Raw genomic sequence first — 23,076 nt, forward strand, 5'->3', positions numbered from 1 at the left:
GTTATCCTATTTCCAACTGATAAAAGTCCTGTACCACAATTCGGGCACCAAAACTCTCTTTCCAAAACAAAACACCTTCGTTTATGGTTTTGCGGTCATCACCAAAAGAAGGTCCTAAATCAAAGTATCTCTTATCTTTAAAAAGGGTTGTTATTAACTGCGAATACAGGTAATCAATACTCCCCAGTTCATTCTTATCGGGTGTGGCCGATATATATTGCGGCTTAGCAACTGTATCGGTAACAAACATAGTTGTTCCGGCTACGATTTCCCCATTGTGGTAAACATTAAAATGCCTTATGTTTTGAGGAAATTTACTGTACAGCTTTTTAATTTCTTCGAGCGTATGTACCGGACGTGCTTCATGTTTCCTTTCTAGATTAGGTATTAAAACCTTATCCCAAAACAAGCCAAATTCGGGCTCTTCTACAATGGTAAGCTTATTTTTCTCCCCTCTTCTTATAGCCTCTTTTCGTTTTTTTGTAAAAGGCAGCGGATTTTCCTGATCGTATACAGATACCCCGTCACGCCTTACCAATTTTGCACCTAAATTAAACAAGGTGAACTCGGCCTCCTGAGCAGGATATTTATGATATATAGCAGGCACCTGCTTTAGGTAAAGCGTATTTATACCTTCGTTTTTAAGAAAAGTGATAAGTGTAGTAAAAATCTCTGTAACGGCTAGCTGCTTAGTTTTAGGAGTATAAATGAGTCCGCCATAGGTAAGCCCCTGGTGCGAATACACAACACCATTATCCACATTAGCAGGAAGTACAGCCATTAGCTTATCTTCCTGAAACACCAGTAGTGAATAATCGGTAAAACGGTCACTATGGTATTCCATAAAATCTCTTTGAAACAAAAATGTACCGTTTTTGGACTCAGCTATAAAATCATTCCAAAGCCTGTAATGGGTAGTATTATATTTCTCAATCCTGTACATTTTCTATCTTTTCAAATACATGTTTCCCTTTGGCATCAATATAAATATATATTCCCTGAGGTTCTTTAAGATGAACATAACTTGCATCTTCCTGCAGGTTGCTTAATAACGCTTTGTCCTGAGAAAGATATGAAAACACAACCCTAAACAGATTTACGTTTGTTTTTAAATCTTTGTCAAACAGTTTAGCGTTATCATCATTCCATTTAATAGCTAGCAGAGTCCCGAACATTGAGTTCTTTTTAAGCTTGTTATTTGTTTTATACTGACTTTGCAAACTATAGGCAAAACCTGCAAATCCCCCATGATCTGCATTTATAATTATAATACCATTAGGGTCATTTTTAGAGATGTAGCCTATTAACTCTTCCAACCAAACGTTAGCATCCTTAATACCATTTAGGTATGCAGCTCTCTCGGTGTCTATTTCTTTTTCAAACTCATTGTCCAAAAGCTTTTTGTAAACACTAATATGCCCCGGAGTGAACTTTTCCAAAAAGAAAAAATTCCCTCCCTGAGATGTGTTTTGCATTTGCTTTTTTAAGTTTTCAATAACATCATAATTTTGAGACCATCCATCTTTTAAAAACGGAATATCACTATAAGCCACATTACAAAAATCATAACCTAAATCAGGCCTGTTTATTAACAGGTAAGGTTTTTCGGTTATAAAATGAGTTTTATAATCATTGTGCTTTAATGTTCGTAACACGGCATTTTCCCCTACAATAATCTCCCTGGCACTATACTCCTCTATATCTCCTGCACAATAGTGATGCTTCATAGAGAAGGTTGCCGAGTTAGACAGTAATGTAGAATAGTAATTAGACCTTTGGTCAGGATATACTGTAAAGCCACTACTATTTAAGTATCCCCAAAAACTGCTGTTATCAAAATTATGAATACTATCTGTAAGGTTTACCGGATTTGTATAGCCATCAGGCTGAATGTAGTATATATTGGGTTTCTTTTTAAAAGCAACCTGTTCAATATTATCAGGTTGTTTTTGCCATTGGGTACTTCGCCTGGTAAAAGCAGCTTCTAAAATAGGCGGGAGGTTAAAAACCGAAAGAAAAAACAATAGGACAATAAACAGCTTATAGTACTTTTTGTACTTTTTAGAAACAAACCAGCTAACAATCAATATAACTGCAAGTGTTCCCTTCTCTGTAAACGGTAAGGCAATCAGTTCAAAAATGTAATAAAAAAATAAAACAGGCATCACTACAAAAAGGTAGTTTTTCCTGTAGTTTTCCATTTTAAACAGTGGCAGTATTTTGTATCCTGCATATAAAACCACAACAGGAACAAGCACATAATAAGCTGTAAAAAATAAAAACTGAATTAACGAATTCGCTAAGGCAAAATTACGGGAGTAATAAAACAATACAAGATAAAACCCTACAGCCAAACCAGCTAGTATGGGAGTATCTTTATCCGAATTAATAAAATCTAAAATACGCTGCCTTAGTTTTTCTATCATACTTGTTTTCTTTTAAGCAAAAACATTGTTCTGTGTGTATTAGGTATTTTCTGTTTCTCCAAAACATCAAAGTACACACTGTATTCCTTTTCAAAGTCGGTAAGATTATATCGGTCAAAGTGATTTTTAAACTCACGCTTACTTTTTAAAAGGAAATCAACCCATGAGTCTTCCCTATCAGGGAACTCAATAATAAGATATGGTGTTAGCGAAGCAAACAGCTTTGCCGACATATCAAAAGGCACATTACCCGTTAAAGAGATATGATGTATTAGGGCAAGCGCCATAGCCACATCATAATTTGCATTTTTTATCCTGTCCAGTAACGAATCTCTTTCAGTATTGTTTAGCCCTATACCCGGCACAGGGTTAACCAAATCACTTACCAACGGTAAAATATTAGTTTCCTTTTGCTTTAGTACCTCAACATAGTTTTGATCTACCGCATTTGGGTCAATATCTGTTACCAGTATCTCTTTGGCTAAATCTTTAAGAACTCTTGAGAAAGTACCATCGTTACCGCCAAAATCAATTAGCTTATCGGCATTAATACCCTGATACCATTTCCTTATAAGGTCTTTTTTATAAGCAAACGAGTCGGCATCATAGTTAGTTACACTATAATAATCTTTCCATTCTGTTTTCTCTTTAAGCTCAAGGTCTTTTATATAATTGTATAAAGAATCAAGTATTTTGATTTGCGACTCTTTAGGTATATTAACTTTCTTTTCTTTACCGCTTTCCTTATCACTGCTGTATTTTGAATCATATTTTGCAGTAAGGTAAATATTAGTATACAGTACAGGGCTAAACCTACATTTAAACGGCAGCATTTTAGCTACTTTGTCTAACGGAACCCCGTCTATATACTGTAACATTATTTTAAGCATATCGTTACCGTAGTATTTTGCTAAAAGTAACGGAGCGAAAAAGTGCATTAAAAACTGCTTGTAGGCTCTCCAAGGTTCACCTTCGTTGTAAAAATCAAACGAAAGTGTATCTACGAATATTGGCTTTCCTTTATGGTACGTTATATTAAAGGCTGTTGCATCTTTAAGGCTATACCCGTTTTGCAGGCAATACTTTTGCAGCTTTAAGGTATGCAAAGCCGCATGCTTGTATTGGTTAAAACTCCACTCGTACGGATAGGAAAAAAAAGATATGTTTTCGGGTTTTAGGGTCACCCCTGTTTGTGTTGACTCTGTTTCCTCATGCGGGATTAGAAGTCCTGACTTAAAAAGTTTTTCATAAAAACCACTCCCTTTAAGCGAGTTGTACTGCCCAAAATAAATGGGATTTACCTGCCTGAAAACCTGCCCTTGGTTAGTAAAAACATAACCCGACGGATCCCTGAAGGAAGAAGAATGCCTATTCTTTGTCTGCATCTGATTTTTCTTCTATATCAATATCACCTAAAAGATCTTCTTCCTGCTTTTTACCGAAAATCGATTTCAGCTTCATACTTATCCTTTTATAAAATAAAGCTATGGAAGCTCCTATCGCGACTAAAAACTGAACAATAAGTGCTCCTGTACCCGGATCGAAATATAAAAGTATATGACTCATAATTATAATTTGAACTGGTAAAAATAAAAAATTCTGCGGCATATGCAGAATTAATCATACCTAATCGCTAAAAACATTCTTTTTATTACCTATTTAGGTAAAAAACAGCAGCTTTGGTAAATATTTTCTATTTTTAAACAAAAAATTAAAAACCACGCAGTGAAGAGAAAACTACTTCCTTTTATATTTTTATTACTTTATGCTTTAACCGCAAACAGCCAGGTAGATATAGAACTATACGAGCAGTTTAACGGCAGGTATGATTTTACCTTTGTGGGAAACACATTAAACCTGCAACCCAACGGCGCAGGGGTAGACTGTAGTATCCTTACCTCATCGTCGGCAGAACTTACCCTTAACCCCGACGACACCATACTTAGGGCTTACCTGTACTGGGCAGGATCGGGCAGCGGAGATTTTGAAATTCAGTTAAACGGACAGGATGTAGTTGCATCACGTACTTTTCCTGTAGTATTTGTAAGCAGTACCGATTTTATACCCCGCGATTTTTTTAGTGCCTTTGCCGATGTAACCTCACTGGTACAAAGCACCGGAAACGGTACTTATACTGTGTCTGACCTCGACCTTACCGATGTTATTAATAACGATGTCCCTCCTTCCGAAAACCTGTATTGTGTAAATGGTACCAACTTTGGCGGATGGGCGATATTTGTGGTTTATGAAAATGATAACCTTCCGCTTAATCAGCTTAACCTATATGACGGATTACAGTTTGTACCAAACTCTATAGATATAGAACTGCCCAGCCTTAACGTTATTGATAATATAGGTGCCAAAATAGGTTTTATAGCCTGGGAAGGTGATGAAAACATTGCCAATAACGAAGTACTTTCCATTAACGGAAACATTTTGGGCAATCCTCCCTTAAACCCATCAAACAATGCTTTTAACGGCACTAATAGTGTGACAGGAGCCACTGATATGTATAACATGGATTTGGATATCTACGATATCCAGAACCTTATAGAAATTGGTGATGAGTCGGCAGATATTAGTTTGGAATCGGGTCAGGATTTTGTAATGGTAAACGCCATTATTACCAAGCTTAACAGCCAGCTACCCGATGCGACCATAGAAATAGACGATATTACCTTAGCCTGTAATTCATTGGTTATTGAGGCCGATTATACCGTGTACAACGTTAACAGTACCGATCCGCTTCCTGCAGGCACTCCCATAGCGATATATGCCGATGGTGTACTGGTTGCTACAACGCAAACACAAACCGAACTCCCTATTGACGGAAGTGAAAGTGGTTCTATAACTATTACTCTACCCGCAGGAACTCCAACCGATTTTGAACTTGTTTTTGTTGTGGATGATGATGGTACAGGAACAGGTATAATTACTGAAACCAATGAGAATAACAACAACTTTAACATTGATGTAAGCCTATGGGTGTCTCCCCCATTCCAACAACTGGAGGATATAACCGTTTGCGAAACATTTAATGGTAGCGGCATTGGTATTTTTGATTTTTCGGCTTATGAGGAAGAACTTAAAAACTCTCCTACTGATATAGTCCGTTTTTACACTTCTATGGAGGATGCTGAAAACGAGACCGACCATATTACTAATCCCGAAAATTATACCTCAAACGGCCCCGTACAAATTATTTATGCCCGACTTCAGGATGAGAATAGCTGTTACAGTATAGGTGCTTTTGCGCTACATGCAGTAGACTGTCTTTTCCCCGATGCTACCATATCTATAAATGATGTAGAAAAATCGTGTGACTCACGTATCATACAGGTTGCCTTTACGGTTTATAATTTAGATAGTGATGATATACTACCGGCAGGAACACCAATATCCATTTATGCTAATGGTCAGTTTATTGAATATACCGAAACACTTTTGGATATCGCCATAGGCGGAAGTGAGGATGATATGATTGTACTTACAATACCTGATGATATCCCTATGGACTTTGAACTTACTTTTGTGGTTGATGACGATGGTACAGGCAACGGAATTGTGCAGGAAATTGATGAAACCAATAACAGTTACAGCATAAACGTATCATTAGTATCATCTCCTGTTATTACAGGGTTGGAAGATATTATATCCTGTAACGAAGGGTTTGGTTTGGGTACTTTTGATTTCTCTGATTACGAACAGAGCCTGAAACAAAACCCCGATGACATTGTAGCTTTTTACCTTACCCAACAGGATGCCGAACAGGGAATTAACCCTATAAATAATACTTCACAGTTTATAACTACCACTAACCCTCAGGAAATTTTTGTGAGGTTAAACGATGAGTTTTGCTACAGTGTAGCATCATTTTTGCTTTATACCAAAAACTGTCCGCCACAAACCTACAATTATGTTACTCCAAACGGCGACGGTATAAATGATACGTTTTTTGTAAGGGGGCTGCGTAACATCTTCCTTAACTTTAAAATGAGCATTTATAACCGCTGGGGAGCACTGGTATGGGTAGGCGACCACAGTAAAGAAGACTGGGACGGAATAGCCAGCGAAGCCAAAGTGGGAGCCGATAGCAGAACTGTACCTGTAGGCACTTATTATTTTGTACTGGAGCTTAACGACCCTGATTATCCGCAACCTATAGTAGGCTGGGTATATGTAAGCAAATAACACACCTTAATGAGAATAAAAGACCTTAATGTTAACGAGGATATACTCGAACTTTTTAACTATACACTAAACGGTGATGCTAAAGCCGAAGTAAAGAAACTGCTTTCCCTTCCGCTTGTTAGCACAAGTGAGATACTGGAGCGCCAAAACATACTCAAAGGTTTCATGGAAAACTTTTCGTTATTTGAGGGCTACTCCTATTCCCGTATTGATTTTAGGCAGGTATACATCTTTTTAAGAAACTTTGATGAGCATGACTTTCTTCCTAAACGACTGAAGTTAAGACTTAGGCTCTCTAAAAAAAAGCATTATGATTACCGAGGGAGATGCGTACAGTTAATAACGCTTTTCCACAGGCTGCACAACCATTACATTAAAAGGCTTGTTACAGTCCCATTCCCTGAAAAGTATAAAAACGACATTAGATTACTGGATGATTTTTTAAACAGTTTTAAACTCGACTATTATGAAAATCTTATACGGGAACACAAATTTGGCGTAAAGCACATTGTACAAATTATAAAACACATTTCGCTAAAAAAGCAGAAAAAGGAGATTACACCCTTTCAGGATACTTATACCCTTTTTGAAGCCTATATATCAATCATTACAGGAATAAAAAAACATAATTTCTGTTTTCCTGAAATCAGTACAGGGCAGGTATCATTGACAGATTTTTACCACCCCCTGCTAAAAGACCCTGTTAAAAACACCTTTACCTCAAACAGTAATGTTATCCTTATAACAGGACCTAATATGTCGGGCAAATCCACTCTGCTTAAAGCCATAAGTCTTTGTATTTATCTCGGCAATATTGGGTTTGCCGTCCCTGCAAAGGCAGCACAGTTACCACGGTACAACAATATATCGGTATTTATTAATCTTAATGATGACATGCAAAGCGGATACAGTCATTTTATGACCGAAGTGATTAACCTCAAAAACGTAGCACTGGAAGCTACCAACGACAGTCCTAATTATGCAGTTTTTGACGAACTTTTTAGGGGCACTAATATTGAGGATGCACTGGAAATAAGCCAAACTACCCTTAGAGGACTACTTAATTTTAAAAATTCCCTGTTTTTAGTCTCCAGCCATTTGCATCAGCTTACCGAAATGAAAGAGATACAGGATAAAACTATTGATACTTTTTATCTGGACTGTAACCTAAAAGCAAACACACCTGCATTTACCTACACTTTAAAGCCTGGCTGGAGTGATGTAAAAATAGGTCGCATACTTTTTGAAAAAGAAGGGCTAAATACCATTTTAAATCCTAAACATACCTTATCATGAACTCAAAAGGCTGGAAAAATTTTGCAGAACACATTAATGGAGAATACTTTAAAAAAGGGTTTTGGTATCCTCCTGCCGTAAAAAAAGTACATAATGGCTATACCATAGTGTTTGAGAATTATTCTACAGGTGGTGAAACCCCTGTAACGTGTACAAAGGTTTACACCTATATTATCCCAAAAAAATATTTTGAATTTCATATATACAACAGCAATATATTCAGCTCAATAGGCAAGTACTTTGGCATGCAGGATATAGAAACCGGAGATCCTGTTTTTGATAAAAATTACATTGTAAAAAGTAATGATGGGTTTAAGGTAAAACAGTTACTACGAGACCAAAAAGTAAAACATGAAATTGAAAACTTTAAGCGATTAAACCTAAAACTCGCAAAAGCCGGAAAGCTTTGGTCAAAACTTCCTGAAGGAACTCATGAGCTTGAATTTATAACTGAACGAGATATTCACGACTATAGGGAGCTTGAAACCATTTACCTTCTCATAACTGCAGTATTAGATCAGTTAGAAGAAATAGGTATTCTTAACAAGAAAAACTAATTTTTACCCAGCGATGGCAGTGACCATTTAAACATCACAGCCATTAGCCTAACTATAATAATAACCCCCGATGTAAGTATATACAGGAGTCCGTTAGACACATCGAGCGCTTTTAGTAAAAAGAAAACCCCACCGCCTAAAATACAGATAGTAGCATATATTTCCCTACGGAAAACAACCGGTATCTGGTTGCATAATATATCGCGGGTTACTCCGCCAAAACAGGCCGTCATGGTACCCAGTGCAATACAAATCACAGGATGCAGGTTAACATCCATTCCTTTTTCAAGTCCTATAAGGGTAAAAACTCCTAATCCAATAGTATCAAAAAAGAAAAGGGACGTACGCAATTTATCCAGCTTTTTCCTGAATATTATGGCCAGTACAAACCCTGCGGTAATTACATATACATAGTTTAGGTCCTGCATCCACCCTACAGGTGTGCGGCCTATAAGTACATCACGCAAAGTACCGCCACCAACGGCTGTTACAAATGCAATGACAAATACCCCAAACGGGTCCATTTTTTTGTTTAGTGCCGTTAGCACCCCCGATATGGCAAATGCCATAGTCCCTAAAATATCAAGAAGGTAAAAAAACATTACATGTTTTGAGTGTAGTAGTTATAATCTTTTATAATAGTATCCACAAAAGCCATAGGACTGCTGGAAACCGATTTTATCCCTGTAACCGATTCGATTTTGCTAACCAGTTTGGCAATAATTTCATGATCGGCAGATTTTACTGCGGTTTCATACGTTTCCTTAATAATCCTCACATCATTATCACTAAGTTTTATAACCAGCGAATAAGTAGGGACATAGTCAGTTTTAAGCTCCTTTAATATGGTATGATCAATATTAATTTTGTTTTTAAGTGTAATTACGGCCGTACCTGCTGCCATATCACCTATTCGTTGTGTTTTATCGCTTATTATCATAACAATAAGCCCTATAAAACTAAACGGTGGTGTTACCTCGATTATCCTGAAAAGCCATCTTATAAGATAATCGGCAAAGCTGGACTGATAGCCGTCTATTTTTATCACCTTTATCTTCAAAATCTTTTTCCCTACAGTTTGACCTTCCATCAAATTTTCAAAAAACAGTGCATAGAAAACCACAGGCAGAGATATTAATCCATAAATCGCCATTAAAGAAGCCCCGTCTGTTCCGGCTAAATTTTCAATATTGAAAATATTGAAAAACACTACAATAATTACCGTATAGTAGGAAATAATAATTACTAAATCAAGTAAATACGCCAGTACTCTTTCGCCTACAGAGGCGGTAGTAAAATTTATATTAACATTTTGAGTAGTGGTTATGGATAATTCTGACATATTTTTTATTTTAGCTTCCCTATGAGAGAAGTCGCATTTATAAAACAAAATAAAGAAAAATGGCTTGAATTTGAACAGGCTATTTTTGGTAAATCTAAAAAAAATCCTGATGAATTAGCCAGTTTGTATATTCATTTGGTAAACGACCTCTCATTTGCACAAACCTACTACCCTAAAAGCAAAGCTGTTATCTATTTAAACCACCTTGCATCCATCACCTATCAAAAAATTTATAAAACAAAGAGGGAAGAAAGCAACAGGTTTATAAGCTTCTTTAAAACAGAGGTCCCTTTAATAGTGTATCAGTATAGGCGATATGTATTATACGCCTTTATACTTTTTACTATTTTTACGGCAATAGGTGTTATATCTGCCATGAACGACACCACTTTTGTAAGGCTTATACTGGGCGACCACTATGTAAACATGACTCTGGAAAACATAGATAACGGAAATCCTGTAGCCGTATATAAAAGCGGCAGTAACTGGGGGATGTGGTTTTCTATTACAAAAAACAATCTGGAAGTAGGCCTTAAATCCTTTTTCTTTGGGATTTTTGGTGGGTTGGGTACTGCTTATATATTATTTAGAAATTGCGTTATGCTGGGATCATTCCAGTACTTTTTCCTGGAGCAGGGTGTTTTTTGGGAAAGTGTTCGCGGTATCTGGATACATGGTGCCATGGAAATATTTGCTATGGTAATAGAAGCAGCAGCAGGCTTAATTTTAGGGGCATCATTACTGTTCCCTAAAACCTACTCACGTAAAGCCTCACTTAAAATGGGTTTTAAAAACAGTTTTAAAATAGTATTAGCCACTATGCCTTTTACTATAATGGCAGGTATACTGGAAGGTTTTATAACCAGATATTCACCAGATATGCCACGCTTTTTAAATATATTTATTATACTGGCTACTTTAGCCCTTATATCTTTTTATTTTTTAATTTACCCTTTTATTGTACATAAAAAAACACACCTGAAAAATGTTTAAACTATACCGACTTCGTGATTTTAGCGCTCTTATTAACGACAGCTTTTCTTTTTTTAAATATCACGGGAAAAACTATTTTAAAAATTACTTCATTATAAATGGAGGAATACTTGTTGTAATAGCACTGCTTACTTACCTTACCACTAATGTTATTTTTACATCTATAGGTGATCTTAATTCACCGGGAGCACAGGAAATGCTTTTGGATTATTTTGATAACAATCTATGGTATTTTATTGGTGTAGGGGGTGTTATATTCCTACTCTTAATGATACTTTCATTACTCAACTACAGTTACCCTGTACTATACCTTAAAACCCTGCAAAACAATCAAAAACCTACTGTTAAGGATATAGTAACGCTATTAAAATCAAAAGCCGGAAAAATAATATTATTCCCTATTGCTTCATTAATAAGTTTTATACCTTTATTTACAATAATAGCACTTATATCGGCATTCTTTTTTATGACAATAATTGGTATTCCGGTTGCCTGCATTATAATAGCAGCAATGGCAAGTTGGATGATGCTTTCTTTTTACGACAACATTACTACCGATAACGGTTTTTTCACTTCTTTCTCTAAAGGAATAACCATATTAACAAACCGTTTTTGGCAAAACATAGGTGTAACAATAATAATAGCCATTGTAGTATTTTGTACTAATTTATTTTTCTCATTGATTCCTGAGTTATTATTAGAATTCACTCTGTTAAGTGAAACTACCGACACCACTTCGGTATCAGTAATTATTGCTATAATAAGCACTATCTTATCAGTATTTATAAGTTATTTATTAACCAATCTTACTGTTATTTCTCAGGGGATGATTTATTACAGCTATGAAGAATCAATACATAACAATTCACTAGATTCAGAAATAGACTTAATTGGAGGTGAAAGTGAATAAAAAAGCTGTAATACTATATATATTCTGTATTTCTTTTTTTCAGCCTGTTTTTGCCGATACCACGGTTAAAGACACTCTGAAAACTGAAATGCATTTTCCTATAGCCGATACGGTTAAGTATACACAAAGAGAATTATCCCCAAACTTTAAAGATAAATATAAAGGGAATGAATTTGTGTATGAAGTTAAACCTAAGGCTAAAACCGCATGGGATCGTTTTTGGGAATGGGTTGGACGCCTAATAAGAGATATTTTAGGAGCCGGCGATAAAACCTCAAATTCAAATTTTCTTATCTACACCATAAGAATAATAGCATTTGCTTTTATAGGCTTTGTAATTTACCTTATAGTTACTGCACTACTTGGAAAAGACAAATACTGGATTTTTAAACGTTCGAGTAAAAAAATAACCGCCGAAGAAATAATGACGGAAAATCTGTCTCAGGCAAACTTCAAGGATTTAATAGAAAAAACAAAACAGGAAGGCGATTACAGGCTTGCTACAAGGTATTATTACCTGTGGCTGTTAAAACTGCTTACATACAGGGAAATAATAGAATGGCACCCTGATAAAACAAACAGCGATTATTTGTATGAAATTACTAATACAGAACTGAAAGAAGATTTTAGATACCTTTCATATATTTATGATTATATATGGTATGGTGAGTTTGAGATAAAAAACGACGCTTTTATAAAAGCCGAAAAAGCATTTACTAAAACCATTAATACTCTTTAACCATGAAAAAAAGCCTTATCATATATATTGCGCTGTTTGCATTGGTTATAGTTCTTATAATGATTGTAGATGCAAACAAGCCTAAACCTATAGACTGGCGGCCAAGCTATAAAACCGAAGAAAAAATACCTTTAGGACTATATGTTTTAGATAAAGAAGCAAAAAGTATTTTTAAGGACAGTAAACTTAAAAAGTTTAGTGTTACTCCTTATGAATACATTACCCCTTTATACGATTATGATCTTGATGACTATACCGAAAAGGGTACTTTTATAAACATTGATGAGTCCAGTAAGATTGACCCGGAATCGGCAGAGGAACTGTTATATTTTGCCGAATATGGTAGTACTGTATTCCTAAGTATGAAGGACTTCCCTAAGGTTATTCTGGATTCACTTAAAATAGAAACCTCATACCGCTACAGCAACGATTCGTTAAAACTTACCCTTGCCGATAAAACAAAAAACATCGACAAGTTATATTATAGCGAAGGGGTTGGGTTTACCTATTTTGATAAACTGGATACTTTAAACACCCTAATACTGGGTTACCAAAGGCTGGATAAGAAAAAAGATGTCAATTTCATTAAGGTTCCTTATGGTAACGGAACTTTTATATTACATACACAACCTGCGGCATTTACTAATTTCCATCTTTTAAAAAATAATCATTACCACTATGCAGAACAGGTACTGTCATACTTACCGCAGGGTAATATGTACTGGTACTCAAAATCGTTGATAAATGATCAACTTGAAGGCTCAGCATTACGATATTTCTTAAAACAACCTGCCTTTAAAGCTGTATATCGCTTAGGGCTTTTATGCCTTTTTATATTTATATTCTTTAATGCCCGAAGAAAACAACGTATTGTACATGATATACCTCCGGTAAAAAACACAACTATAGACTTTACCAAAACCATTGGTAACCTTTATTACCAAGAGAAAAACCATCATACCATAATCCAAAAGAAAATTATTTATTTCCTGGAACATATAAGAACCGTTTACCTTATAGATACTTCCACCTTAAATAATGAGTTTGTTGAAAAACTACACCAAAAAACAGGAAAGTCTCTTGAAGATATTGAAAAAGCCGTAAGTTTGATAAAACGACACCGAAACAGCTTTGAAAGTAGCGAAGCTGATGTGATACAGATTAATAAAGCAATAGAAAAACTGATACTATAATGGAATCATTTGAAAATAATAACACCGAAAACAATCCGGAGAACCTTACTAATACAGAAAACCACACACCGGAAAACAATAACACCGAAACGCAAAGCGACAACATTAACTTTGGTATGAGGCTTGATTTAAACGAGCTACAACAAAGCATAAACGATGTTAAGCAGGAAATAGGCAATGTTATTGTGGGGCAACACAAAATGATAGACAGGCTGCTTGTTGCCATACTGTCTAACGGACACGTATTGCTTGAGGGTGTACCGGGAGTTGCAAAAACCATTACAGCCAAGCTTTTGGCAAAAACCCTTTCTCTTGATTTCAGCAGAATTCAGTTCACGCCCGACTTAATGCCTTCAGATATACTGGGAACATCGGTATTTGATATGTCTAAATCATCCTTTGATTTCAAAAAAGGACCTATATTCTCTAATTTCATACTGATTGATGAGATAAACAGGGCTCCGGCAAAAACACAGGCGGCGCTTTTTGAGGTAATGGAAGAAAGACAAATCACTATTGAAGGAAACAGCTATAAAATGGAATCTCCGTTTCTTGTAATAGCGACTCAAAACCCAATTGAGCAGGAAGGTACTTATCGTCTTCCGGAAGCACAGCTGGATCGTTTCCTTTTCAAAATTACTATCGATTATCCAAAACTGGAAGAAGAGATAGCTATACTGCAAAGAGAAAATGCATTACAAAACAAAGAGAAACTTCAGGATGTAAAAACCATACTTTCTCAGGCAAACATCATAAAATACCAGTCACTGGTAAAACAAATTGTTATAGAGCCACAGCTTTTAGAGTACATTGCTAAGCTTGTAGCAAACACACGTGACAATGCTTTCCTTTACCTTGGTGCTTCTCCGCGTGCTTCTATCGCCATACTAAATGCTGCAAAAGGATATGCAGCCCTTAGAGGCAGGGACTTTGTAACGCCCGATGATATTAAAGATTCTGCCGTACCAGTACTACAACACCGTGTTGTAATAGCACCGGAAAGGGAAATGGAAGGACTTACCGGGGAACAGATAATAAGACAGATAATTGACACTGTAGAAATTCCGCGTTAATGAAAAAGTGGCTTAAGCAAATATATCTTAACAATTTCTTTTTCTATGTATTTATAGGCATATTAATAAGCTTTACGGTAGCTTATTTTATCCCTGCATTATACCATGTAACCTGGATTTTGTTTTACATTTTTATTGCTTTTACAGCGATTGATTTTGTATTGCTTTTTACCAACCAAAAGTTTAAGGCATCAAGAAACACGCCCGAAAAGTTCTCTAACGGAGATGAAAACCCTGTTACAGTAACTATGGAAAGTGGTTATAATTTCCCGGTACATGCAAAAATTATAGATGAGATTCCATTTCAGTTTCAGGAACGTAATTTTGAGATTAAAAAGAAACTCTCCTCAAATAAGGAAGTAACCCTTAAATACCAGCTTAGGCCGTTAGAAAGGGGCGAATACCACTTTGGGAAACTAAATATTTATATATCCTCCCCACTACATCTGGCATGCAGGAGGTTTATTTTTGACGAAGGCACTATGGTACCCACCTACCCTTCATTCATGCAGCTTAAAAAGTACGACCTTATTGCTTTTTCCAATACGCTTATGCAGTATGGACTGAAAAAAATAAGACGTATAGGTCATACTATGGAATTTGAGCAGATAAAAGAGTATGTCTCGGGCGATGATATTCGTACCATAAACTGGAAAGCCACTGCTAAAAGAAAACAGCTCATGGTAAACCAGTTTCAGGACGAAAAGTCACAAAACGTATACATGGCTATAGACAAAGGCCGTGTTATGAAAATGCCTTTTAACGGGTTAAGCTTACTGGATTATGCCATTAACTCGACCCTTGTACTCTCTAACGTTATTTTAAAAAAACAGGATAAGGCCGGCATGTTCTCTTTTTCTAAAAAAGTAGAAAACCGTGTTGCATCGGAAAGGCGTACTTCCCAAATGCAAAAAATAATGGATAACCTGTACAATGTAGAGACCGACTTTTTTGAAAGTGACTACGGCAGGCTATATGCCGATATTAAAAGGAACATCACACATAGGAGCCTTATTATTTTATATACCAACTTTGAGACTATGGACGGGCTTAAAAGGCAGTTACCCTACCTAAAAGCCATTTCCAAGAACCACCTGCTTGTTGTTGTGTTTTTTGAAAATACCGAACTGGATGAGTTTATCAATAAAAAGGCCGATGATATTCAGGAAGTATATGATAAGGTGATAGCCGAAAAGTTTGCTTTTGAGAAAAGGCTTATTGTGAATGAACTGAAGAAGTACGGTATCCATTCGGTACTAACAAAACCCGAAAACCTTACTATAGAAAGCATCAATAAGTATTTGGAGATAAAAGCAAGGGGTATATTATAATTAATATACTTTGTACCTTTACCGCCTTTAACCCTGCTTACATGAAACAGATTTCAAGTACACAAAATCCCTATATCAAATCGCTTGTACAACTTCAGGACAAAGCTAAGGCCCGCAGGCAAAGCGGAACTTTTCTTATTGAAGGGCAGCGCGAAATAATGCTCGCAGCAAAAGGCGGCTATACTGCCGAAACCATTTTGTTTGTACCCGATATGATTAGCGAAGCTCATGTAAGGGAACTAAGCCAGCCTGATACCGAATTAATTGAAATAAGCAGGGACGTATACCAAAAACTAGCCTATCGTGATACTACCGAAGGGATTTTGGCTGTTGCCAAAACAAAAACATTAAGCCTTGATGATTTAAAACTGAGCGAAAATCCTTTAATAATGGTAGCCGAAGCTACTGAAAAACCTGGTAATATTGGCGCTATACTTCGTACTGCCGATGCCGCTAACCTGGATGCGGTTATTATTGCCAATCCTAAAGGCGACATGTACAATCCAAATATTGTTCGCTCCAGCGTAGGTTGCCTGTTTACAAATCAAATTGCTACAGGTAGCACTACCGAAGTAATTGAATACCTTAAAAACAAAGGGATAAGCATGTATTGTGCAACCTTACAGGATTCTACTTACTATCATACACAAAACTATACTGCCCCTACCGCACTTGTTGTAGGTACCGAAGCAACCGGACTAACACAGGAATGGAGGGATGCGTCTACCAAAAATATTATTATACCCATGCAGGGCGAAATCGATTCCATGAATGTTTCTGTAGCTGCTGCAATACTTATTTTTGAAGCGAAAAGACAGAGAGGTTTTTAACTTCAACTTTATACTATAAATACCGGGGAAACCGTTATTTTACTAAATTTATTCCTGTATAAATTTATGGAGCATATAAGCGTACCCTATCATTTACTAATTCCAAGTCTTATTTGTAGTATAGGACTTTGTATTATATGCTTTAATTTTAAAAAATTACTAGCTAGAAATAAAGTATCCTGGATAGCGGCTTTTGCTTTCTTTACTATCTACCTGTGTATTGTTGGTAGCGCATTATACGACACTTATTACTACGATTGGAACCTCAATCAATACGATCTTAATAAAGACGGCATATTTTCGGGAAACGAAATCAATGATGACCAAGAAAAAGCAATGCAAAACCTAATTAATGACTCCGGAAGAAACTTTTCTTTCATTACAGGTTTTATATTTGCATTAATAGTATCTTCAGTCATATATCTGTCAGGAAGCCTAATCAGTAAAAACAACAAAATAAAAAATGCACACTAAATTATTAGCCTTTTTCATTATCCTTATTTCCTTTACTGTTTGTGCTCAGGAGAACGAAGGTATTAACTGGGATGAGCCGACCATAAACGACAAAATAAAACTGAGTATTCCGCTCAGTGAGTTTCAGGATCGCTATAAAACTGCCGATAGTACTGCCACAGTATACAGATATTCGTGCACTGATATGCAGGAAAAAGAAACCGAATTTTACTACTACAAAGGCGTAGCTTTTGAGTTGGTTAACGATACACTACACTTTAGAAGTATTGATTTTACCGCTCGAAAAGCAATGTATTTTGCTACAGAGGATGACTGGTTTGATCATACCACAAAACTAAAAAGCTTTGGGCGTTCCTTCCCCGAGCAGTCTCAGTATGTAGAAGACCTTTATGACGAAGTAACTAACGAAGAATACCAAAGAGTAGTGATTTTTCCCCGAAACCTTTCGGCAGATTACGAATGGAATTTCAACTTCAAAGACGGAAAACTCTCCTCTATTGAATATGTAGAAAACTGCATGTAATGGGTATACCAAAAACCTACCATAACCCCATAAACGGAGAATACACCAAAATACTGGAAAGTGCTGCCGATACTAACGGCGAATACACCTTTCTGGAAGTAAGCCTTATGCCGGGTGGCGGGAATCCGCCACACTACCACACTAAGTTTACCGAAGAGTTTATTGCCGTAAAAGGACTGCTGGGCATACAGTATGAAAAGCAGGATATTCATCTTAAACCCGGTGAGAGCAGGCTGGTACCTATACGTACCGTGCATCGTTTTTTTAATGATACTGATGAAGAAATTATTTTCAGGATTATACTCCGCAAAGGGCAACCCGGTTTTGAGAACTTTATAAAAACCCTTTTCGGACTGGTGAACGACGGCAAAACAACCAAAAGGCAAACCCCTAAAAACCCGTTGCACGCGGCACTATTATTACACTGGGGTGACACTCATTTAAAAAACCCGTTTTTTTATCTTCTTACCCCTTTTGCCGGACTGGCATATTTTTTGGCTAAGATTACAAAAACCGATACTAAACTGCAAAACAAATACTGCCGTTAATCCCTATAAAATAAGGCTATACCATTATAAGATAATGTGATGTAACCCTATTGTAAATGTTAATATATTTGACTATTTTTAAGGCTAGTGTTACAGATATATGATAGAGATAGATATAGAACAGGAAAACAAGGCAATTGCCAAAGAGTACAAAGAGCTACTGCGCATTAGTTACCAAACCCTTACAGAGGAAGACAAGAAACTGATACGCAAGGCTTTTGACGTGGCTGTAGATGCCCATAAGGACCAGAGAAGGAAATCGGGGGAAGCATACATCTTCCACCCTATTGCCGTGGCCAAAATTGTAGCTGCCGAAATTGGTTTGGGTGCTACCTCTATTGCCTCTGCCCTTATGCATGATGTTGTTGAGGATACTGATATTACTGTGGAAGACATCGAGAAGATGTTTAACCCTAAAATTGCACAAATTGTTGCCGGACTTACCAAAATTGCCAAGGTAAAAACCGATCAGGAAATATCAATACAGGCAGAGAATTTCCGTAAAATGCTGCTTACCCTTAACGACGACGTTAGGGTAATACTTATCAAAATTGCCGACAGGCTGCACAATATGCAGACTATGGAATCTATGGTAGACTATAAGCAGGCAAAAATAGCGTCGGAAACCCTGTACATATATGCCCCACTGGCACACCGCCTTGGTTTGTATAACATTAAAACCGAGCTGGAAGACCTTGGCCTTAAGTATACCGAGCCCGATACTTATAATGATATTGTGAGTAAAATGAAGGAAAGTAAGGAAGAGCAGGATGCTTATATCAAATCCATTTCAGATGTACTTAAGGATTCCCTAAACGGAGAGGGCATTGAATACACTATTAAAGGAAGGCCTAAATCCATATACTCTATCAGGAGAAAAATGCTGGCACAGGGTGTTACCTTTGACGAGGTTTACGATAAGTTTGCCCTTCGTATTATTTATAAAGCCAAACCACAGGAAGAAAAATTCCTGGCATGGAAAATATACTCCATAGTTACAGATCATTACAGACCCAGTCCAAGCAGGCTAAGGGACTGGATATCTTCACCTAAATCTACCGGATATGAGGCCCTCCACATTACCGTAATGGGTCCAAAGGGACGATGGGTTGAAGTACAGATACGCAGTGAGCGTATGGATGAGATTGCCGAAAAAGGTTATGCGGCACACTACAAATACAAAGGTAATGGAGGTGAGGAACACGGACTGGAAACCTGGCTTAACCTTTTAAAAGAAGCGCTGGAAAACACATCGGGCAGTGCTGTTGACTTTGTGGAGGATTTTAAACTAAACCTCTACTCTAAGGAGATATATGTATTTACGCCAAAAGGAGATATTAAATCGTTACCTAAAGGGGCTACATCACTGGATTTTGCTTTCAGTATCCACTCTGAAATCGGTATAAAAACAAGAGGTACACGTGTAAATGGTAAACTGGTTCCGTTAAACCATGTGCTTAATAGCGGAGATCAGGTTGAGATTATTACTTCTGCCAACCAAAAACCGAATCCGCACTGGCTGGACTATGTAACCACCTCACGCGCCCGAAACAAAATAAAGAACGTACTTAACGAAAGTACCAAGAAAATTGCCGAAGAAGGTAAAGAACTGCTTACACGTAAACTTCGCCACCTTAAGGTAACTCTTAATGAGAGTGTGGTTAACGAACTGGTTAACTATTTCAAGCTAAAAACCAGTTTGGATTTATTTTACCGCGTGGGTGTAGGTACTATAGATAACCAACAGCTTAAAGAGTTTGCCGCATTGAAGAGCAATACCTTTATGAACTTCTTTAAGGGTAATAAAATTAAGCGTACGCCAAGCACACAACAGGAACAGGTACAAAAGGATGAAATCAGCAGGAATTATGACCTGTTGGTTTTTGGTAAGGATCAGGACAAACTTGACTATAAACTTGCCAACTGCTGTAACCCTATACCGGGAGACGACGTGTTTGGTTTTGTAACCATAAATGAAGGAATCAAGGTGCATAAAAAAGACTGTCCAAATGCCATAAGGCTACAGTCAAACTATGCTTACCGTATTATGCCTGCAAAATGGATAGACTCTTCTCAGGAAGAATTTAAGGCTACCCTTAAAATCACCGGTATGGATACGCTGGGACTTGCCAATGAGATTACCAAGGTAATATCAAACAACATGCATGTAAACATACAAAGCATATCCCTTAGCGGAAATGCCGGAATATTTAACGGACAGGTATCAGTTATTGTACAGAACAATACCATACTTAAAAAACTAATGGAAAATATTAAAAAGATAGACGGAATTGATAAAGTAACAAGGATTACCAATAATTAATGTGGCTTAGAAAAAAACATAAAGAACCTACAAATCCGTTTTCTTATTATGAAAGCGGATTTAATCTTAATGAAAAACACATTAACTGGAACGACATACGTAGAATAACAGTTCATAAGGAAGACCTTGTAGCTATTGACCGTATATGTATTAGGATTGAGCTGGAAACCGATGATTTTTTCAGAATACATGAAGATTTACCCAGGTACGACGAGTTTATACAAAAACTCGAAGATAATGTACAAATAAGTCCGGCTTGGTTTCAGTATGTGGCTTTTCCTGCCTTTGAGAGAAATGAAACTGTTATTTATGATAAGAGTAAAATCAGTTTTAGCCAATAACCTTTTACTTCACAAAATTTAGTTTATCTTTGCACTTTGATTCACAAACTGATGGAAGAGAATAAAAACCAGGAGATTGTAAAAAATGTTTTCACGAAGTTCCTTGAAGATAAGGGACATCGCAAAACCCCTGAGCGTTATGCCATACTTCAGGAAATATACAACAGCCAGGAGCATTTTGATATAGAGTCACTTTATATCAAAATGAAAAACAAAAACTACCGTGTTAGCCGTGCTACACTATACAATACTATAGAACTGCTTTTGGAAAGCGGCCTTGTAAGAAGGCACCAGTTTGGCCAAAACCAGGCACACTACGAGAAATCGTATTTTGACAAGCAACATGATCATATTATCATGACAGATACCGGAGAGGTTATAGAGTTTTGCGATCCAAGGATACAAAGCATCAAAAAAACCATAGAGGAGATTTTTGGTATTGAAATTCATAACCATTCTTTATACCTTTACGGCCAGAAAAAACAACCTGCTACCGAAAATTAATCCGGTTGCATAAAGAGATATAACAAACCAACTCTCTCTAAGAAGTTGGTTTTTATTTTGTTAAGAACATACAATATCAGCATAATATAAACAAACAAGAACACAGAATGACTGTAGATTTGCTACTTGGGTTACAATGGGGAGACGAAGGCAAGGGTAAAATTGTTGACGTACTAACTTCTAAATATGATATTATTGCCCGTTTTCAGGGAGGGCCTAACGCAGGGCACACACTTGAATTTGACGGTATAAAACATGTTTTGAGAACTATTCCTTCAGGAATTTTCCATGAAAGCTCCGTTAACATCATCGGTAACGGTGTGGTTATGGATCCGGTTGTTTTCCAAAAAGAACTGGAAGGCCTTGAAAAATTCAATATCGATATTAAATCAAGACTGCTTATATCCAGAAAAGCACATCTTATCTTACCTACTCACCGTTTGCTTGATGCAGCATCTGAGGCTTCAAAAGGTAAGGCAAAAATCGGTTCTACATTAAAAGGTATCGGTCCTACTTATATGGACAAAACCGGAAGAAACGGTATCCGTGTAGGTGATATTGAGCTGGAAGACTTTAAAGAGCGTTACAGAGCTTTAGCTGATAAGCACGAGGCTATGATTTCTTTTTATGATGTAAACCTTCAGTACAACCTTAAAGAAATGGAAGAGGAATTCTTTGCTGCTGTAGAGGCACTTAAAGAACTTACCTTTATAGACAGTGAAGCTTACCTAAACCAGGCACTTAAGGATGGTAAATCTATCCTTGCAGAAGGTGCACAGGGATCTCTTCTTGATATTGATTTTGGTACATATCCGTTTGTTACATCATCAAACACAACTGCTGCAGGAGCATGTACCGGTTTAGGTATTGCACCAAACAGGGTTAAAGATGTATTTGGTATATTTAAAGCATACACTACACGTGTAGGTAGCGGACCATTCCCTACTGAGCTTTTTGACGAAGTTGGATCTACAATGGCAAAAGTTGGTAACGAATTCGGTTCTGTTACAGGACGTGCAAGACGTTGCGGATGGTTAGACCTTGTAGCACTTAAATATGCTGTTCAGGTTAACGGTGTAACACAGCTTTACATGATGAAAGGTGACGTGCTTTCGGGCTTTGAAACTCTTCAGATTTGTACTGCATACAAATACAAAGGACAGGAAATAGACCACCTTCCTTACAACATTGAGCCGGAAAACGTAGAGCCGATATATGTTGAGAAAAAAGGCTGGAATGCCGATCTTACCGGAATGACTTCTTACGAAGAGTTTCCGGCAGAATTAAAAGAATACATCGAGTTTATTGAGAAAGAACTGGAAGTGCCTATCAAAGTTATCTCTGTAGGGCCGGACAGGACTCAAACAATAATAAAATAATAGCAAAGCGCTTTAGGATTCTAAAGCGCTTTTTTTTACACTTTGGTTCGGTTATTGCTCTCACACAACAGTTATAAACAATTAAGGTTAGTGAATTGTATTT

At 36.9% G+C, this 23,076-nt stretch carries 23 protein-coding genes; 17 read left to right on the top strand and 6 right to left on the bottom strand.

The window, feature by feature from the left end; all coding sequences use genetic code 11:
• Position 1: 1 nt before the first annotated feature.
• From ABS768_RS10250 to ABS768_RS10265, 4 genes are read right to left on the bottom strand one after another with little or no spacing between them, the layout of a single operon-like run.
• The gene (locus ABS768_RS10250; RefSeq protein ID WP_408074880.1) at positions 2-943 is read right to left on the bottom strand and encodes a GNAT family N-acetyltransferase; all 942 of its coding nucleotides are present in this window, start codon (positions 941-943) and stop codon (positions 2-4) included.
• A complete protein-coding gene (locus ABS768_RS10255) occupies positions 930-2,426 on the bottom strand; it encodes an alkaline phosphatase family protein (protein ID WP_408074881.1) in 1,497 nt (498 codons plus the stop codon). Before ABS768_RS10255 ends, ABS768_RS10250 begins: the two co-directional genes overlap by 14 nt.
• Positions 2,423-3,811 carry a methyltransferase domain-containing protein gene (locus ABS768_RS10260; protein WP_408074882.1) on the bottom strand — a complete coding sequence of 463 codons (1,389 nt, stop codon included), beginning with the start codon at positions 3,809-3,811 and terminating at the stop codon, positions 2,423-2,425. Before ABS768_RS10260 ends, ABS768_RS10255 begins: the two co-directional genes overlap by 4 nt.
• Positions 3,795-3,992 carry a hypothetical protein gene (locus tag ABS768_RS10265; protein ID WP_408074883.1) on the bottom strand — a complete coding sequence of 66 codons (198 nt, stop codon included), beginning with the start codon at positions 3,990-3,992 and terminating at the stop codon, positions 3,795-3,797. The genes ABS768_RS10260 and ABS768_RS10265 overlap by 17 nt, the downstream gene beginning before the upstream one ends.
• A gap of 159 nt (positions 3,993-4,151) precedes the next feature.
• Here ABS768_RS10265 and ABS768_RS10270 point away from each other — a divergent pair, with 159 nt between their 5' ends.
• Genes ABS768_RS10270 through ABS768_RS10280 form a run of 3 tightly spaced genes read left to right on the top strand, consistent with a single transcriptional unit; the run spans position 4,152 to position 8,470 of the window.
• Positions 4,152-6,617, top strand: a complete 2,466-nt coding sequence (locus ABS768_RS10270) for a gliding motility-associated C-terminal domain-containing protein (RefSeq protein ID WP_408074884.1) — start codon at positions 4,152-4,154, stop codon at positions 6,615-6,617.
• Positions 6,618-6,626: 9 nt separating this feature from the next.
• On the top strand, positions 6,627-7,913 hold the full coding sequence (locus ABS768_RS10275; protein ID WP_408074885.1) for a MutS-related protein: 1,287 nt from the start codon (positions 6,627-6,629) through the stop codon (positions 7,911-7,913).
• Positions 7,910-8,470: a hypothetical protein gene (locus ABS768_RS10280; RefSeq protein ID WP_408074886.1), complete on the top strand. Its 561-nt coding sequence runs from the start codon at positions 7,910-7,912 to the stop codon at positions 8,468-8,470. The genes ABS768_RS10275 and ABS768_RS10280 overlap by 4 nt, the downstream gene beginning before the upstream one ends.
• Here ABS768_RS10280 and ABS768_RS10285 read toward each other — a convergent pair.
• Both ABS768_RS10285 and ABS768_RS10290 read right to left on the bottom strand, forming a co-directional pair.
• Entirely contained in the window at positions 8,467-9,072 is a 606-nt protein-coding gene (locus tag ABS768_RS10285) for a trimeric intracellular cation channel family protein (RefSeq protein ID WP_408074887.1), read from the bottom strand. The two genes, ABS768_RS10280 and ABS768_RS10285, sit on opposite strands and share 4 nt — an antisense overlap.
• Positions 9,072-9,812: an RDD family protein gene (locus ABS768_RS10290; protein ID WP_408074888.1), complete on the bottom strand. Its 741-nt coding sequence runs from the start codon at positions 9,810-9,812 to the stop codon at positions 9,072-9,074. Before ABS768_RS10290 ends, ABS768_RS10285 begins: the two co-directional genes overlap by 1 nt.
• 21 nt (positions 9,813-9,833) lie before the next feature.
• On the opposite strand from ABS768_RS10290, the gene ABS768_RS10295 reads away from it, so the two are divergent.
• From ABS768_RS10295 to ABS768_RS10360, 14 genes are all read left to right on the top strand, one after another.
• Positions 9,834-10,805 carry a stage II sporulation protein M gene (locus ABS768_RS10295; RefSeq protein ID WP_408074889.1) on the top strand — a complete coding sequence of 324 codons (972 nt, stop codon included), beginning with the start codon at positions 9,834-9,836 and terminating at the stop codon, positions 10,803-10,805.
• On the top strand, positions 10,798-11,715 hold the full coding sequence (locus tag ABS768_RS10300) for a hypothetical protein (protein WP_408074890.1): 918 nt from the start codon (positions 10,798-10,800) through the stop codon (positions 11,713-11,715). The genes ABS768_RS10295 and ABS768_RS10300 overlap by 8 nt, the downstream gene beginning before the upstream one ends.
• A complete protein-coding gene (locus ABS768_RS10305) occupies positions 11,708-12,454 on the top strand; it encodes a DUF4129 domain-containing protein (RefSeq protein WP_408074891.1) in 747 nt (248 codons plus the stop codon). The genes ABS768_RS10300 and ABS768_RS10305 overlap by 8 nt, the downstream gene beginning before the upstream one ends.
• A gap of 2 nt (positions 12,455-12,456) precedes the next feature.
• Positions 12,457-13,647 carry a DUF4350 domain-containing protein gene (locus ABS768_RS10310; protein ID WP_408074892.1) on the top strand — a complete coding sequence of 397 codons (1,191 nt, stop codon included), beginning with the start codon at positions 12,457-12,459 and terminating at the stop codon, positions 13,645-13,647.
• A gap of 116 nt (positions 13,648-13,763) precedes the next feature.
• Positions 13,764-14,720, top strand: a complete 957-nt coding sequence (locus tag ABS768_RS10315) for an AAA family ATPase (protein ID WP_330442953.1) — start codon at positions 13,764-13,766, stop codon at positions 14,718-14,720.
• Positions 14,720-16,051 (top strand): DUF58 domain-containing protein, encoded by a 1,332-nt coding sequence (locus tag ABS768_RS10320; RefSeq protein ID WP_408074893.1) that lies wholly within the window; start codon positions 14,720-14,722, stop codon positions 16,049-16,051. Before ABS768_RS10315 ends, ABS768_RS10320 begins: the two co-directional genes overlap by 1 nt.
• Positions 16,052-16,092: 41 nt before the next feature.
• Positions 16,093-16,881: a TrmH family RNA methyltransferase gene (locus ABS768_RS10325; RefSeq protein ID WP_408074894.1), complete on the top strand. Its 789-nt coding sequence runs from the start codon at positions 16,093-16,095 to the stop codon at positions 16,879-16,881.
• A 66-nt stretch (positions 16,882-16,947) separates the two neighbouring features.
• On the top strand, positions 16,948-17,355 hold the full coding sequence (locus tag ABS768_RS10330) for a hypothetical protein (RefSeq protein ID WP_408074895.1): 408 nt from the start codon (positions 16,948-16,950) through the stop codon (positions 17,353-17,355).
• Positions 17,345-17,878, top strand: coding sequence for a hypothetical protein (locus ABS768_RS10335; protein ID WP_408074896.1), 534 nt, complete (start codon positions 17,345-17,347; stop codon positions 17,876-17,878). Before ABS768_RS10330 ends, ABS768_RS10335 begins: the two co-directional genes overlap by 11 nt.
• Positions 17,878-18,426, top strand: a complete 549-nt coding sequence (locus tag ABS768_RS10340; protein ID WP_408074898.1) for a cupin domain-containing protein — start codon at positions 17,878-17,880, stop codon at positions 18,424-18,426. The genes ABS768_RS10335 and ABS768_RS10340 overlap by 1 nt, the downstream gene beginning before the upstream one ends.
• Before the next feature lie 100 nt (positions 18,427-18,526).
• Complete coding sequence (locus ABS768_RS10345; protein WP_408074900.1) at positions 18,527-20,749, top strand: RelA/SpoT family protein; 2,223 nt, start codon at positions 18,527-18,529, stop codon at positions 20,747-20,749.
• Complete coding sequence (locus ABS768_RS10350; RefSeq protein WP_408074901.1) at positions 20,749-21,090, top strand: hypothetical protein; 342 nt, start codon at positions 20,749-20,751, stop codon at positions 21,088-21,090. Before ABS768_RS10345 ends, ABS768_RS10350 begins: the two co-directional genes overlap by 1 nt.
• Before the next feature lie 51 nt (positions 21,091-21,141).
• On the top strand, positions 21,142-21,594 hold the full coding sequence (locus ABS768_RS10355; RefSeq protein WP_408074902.1) for a Fur family transcriptional regulator: 453 nt from the start codon (positions 21,142-21,144) through the stop codon (positions 21,592-21,594).
• Positions 21,595-21,701: 107 nt separating this feature from the next.
• Entirely contained in the window at positions 21,702-22,973 is a 1,272-nt protein-coding gene (locus tag ABS768_RS10360) for an adenylosuccinate synthase (RefSeq protein WP_408074903.1), read from the top strand.
• Positions 22,974-23,076 lie beyond the last annotated feature (103 nt).

The sequence above is a fragment of the Flavobacterium rhizophilum genome, assembly GCF_046000485.1.
In the GTDB taxonomy this organism is placed as follows: Bacteria; Bacteroidota; Bacteroidia; order Flavobacteriales; family Flavobacteriaceae; genus Flavobacterium; species Flavobacterium rhizophilum.

What these genes read in the sequence shown, in the direction of transcription:
- ABS768_RS10250 (WP_408074880.1), bottom strand. Translation starts at nt 943, where the DNA reads ATGTACAGGATTGAGAAATATAATACTACCCATTACAGGCTTTGGAAT.
- ABS768_RS10285 (WP_408074887.1), bottom strand. Translation starts at nt 9,072, where the DNA reads ATGTTTTTTTACCTTCTTGATATTTTAGGGACTATGGCATTTGCCATA.
- ABS768_RS10310 (WP_408074892.1), top strand. Translation starts at nt 12,457, where the DNA reads ATGAAAAAAAGCCTTATCATATATATTGCGCTGTTTGCATTGGTTATA.
- ABS768_RS10360 (WP_408074903.1), top strand. Translation starts at nt 21,702, where the DNA reads ATGACTGTAGATTTGCTACTTGGGTTACAATGGGGAGACGAAGGCAAG.
- ABS768_RS10275 (WP_408074885.1), top strand. Translation starts at nt 6,627, where the DNA reads ATGAGAATAAAAGACCTTAATGTTAACGAGGATATACTCGAACTTTTT.
- ABS768_RS10265 (WP_408074883.1), bottom strand. Translation starts at nt 3,992, where the DNA reads ATGAGTCATATACTTTTATATTTCGATCCGGGTACAGGAGCACTTATT.
- ABS768_RS10335 (WP_408074896.1), top strand. Translation starts at nt 17,345, where the DNA reads ATGCACACTAAATTATTAGCCTTTTTCATTATCCTTATTTCCTTTACT.
- ABS768_RS10255 (WP_408074881.1), bottom strand. Translation starts at nt 2,426, where the DNA reads ATGATAGAAAAACTAAGGCAGCGTATTTTAGATTTTATTAATTCGGAT.
- ABS768_RS10320 (WP_408074893.1), top strand. Translation starts at nt 14,720, where the DNA reads ATGAAAAAGTGGCTTAAGCAAATATATCTTAACAATTTCTTTTTCTAT.
- ABS768_RS10290 (WP_408074888.1), bottom strand. Translation starts at nt 9,812, where the DNA reads ATGTCAGAATTATCCATAACCACTACTCAAAATGTTAATATAAATTTT.
- ABS768_RS10295 (WP_408074889.1), top strand. Translation starts at nt 9,834, where the DNA reads ATGAGAGAAGTCGCATTTATAAAACAAAATAAAGAAAAATGGCTTGAA.
- ABS768_RS10355 (WP_408074902.1), top strand. Translation starts at nt 21,142, where the DNA reads ATGGAAGAGAATAAAAACCAGGAGATTGTAAAAAATGTTTTCACGAAG.
- ABS768_RS10300 (WP_408074890.1), top strand. Translation starts at nt 10,798, where the DNA reads ATGTTTAAACTATACCGACTTCGTGATTTTAGCGCTCTTATTAACGAC.
- ABS768_RS10340 (WP_408074898.1), top strand. Translation starts at nt 17,878, where the DNA reads ATGGGTATACCAAAAACCTACCATAACCCCATAAACGGAGAATACACC.
- ABS768_RS10260 (WP_408074882.1), bottom strand. Translation starts at nt 3,811, where the DNA reads ATGCAGACAAAGAATAGGCATTCTTCTTCCTTCAGGGATCCGTCGGGT.
- ABS768_RS10325 (WP_408074894.1), top strand. Translation starts at nt 16,093, where the DNA reads ATGAAACAGATTTCAAGTACACAAAATCCCTATATCAAATCGCTTGTA.
- ABS768_RS10350 (WP_408074901.1), top strand. Translation starts at nt 20,749, where the DNA reads ATGTGGCTTAGAAAAAAACATAAAGAACCTACAAATCCGTTTTCTTAT.
- ABS768_RS10315 (WP_330442953.1), top strand. Translation starts at nt 13,764, where the DNA reads ATGAGGCTTGATTTAAACGAGCTACAACAAAGCATAAACGATGTTAAG.
- ABS768_RS10345 (WP_408074900.1), top strand. Translation starts at nt 18,527, where the DNA reads ATGATAGAGATAGATATAGAACAGGAAAACAAGGCAATTGCCAAAGAG.
- ABS768_RS10330 (WP_408074895.1), top strand. Translation starts at nt 16,948, where the DNA reads ATGGAGCATATAAGCGTACCCTATCATTTACTAATTCCAAGTCTTATT.
- ABS768_RS10280 (WP_408074886.1), top strand. Translation starts at nt 7,910, where the DNA reads ATGAACTCAAAAGGCTGGAAAAATTTTGCAGAACACATTAATGGAGAA.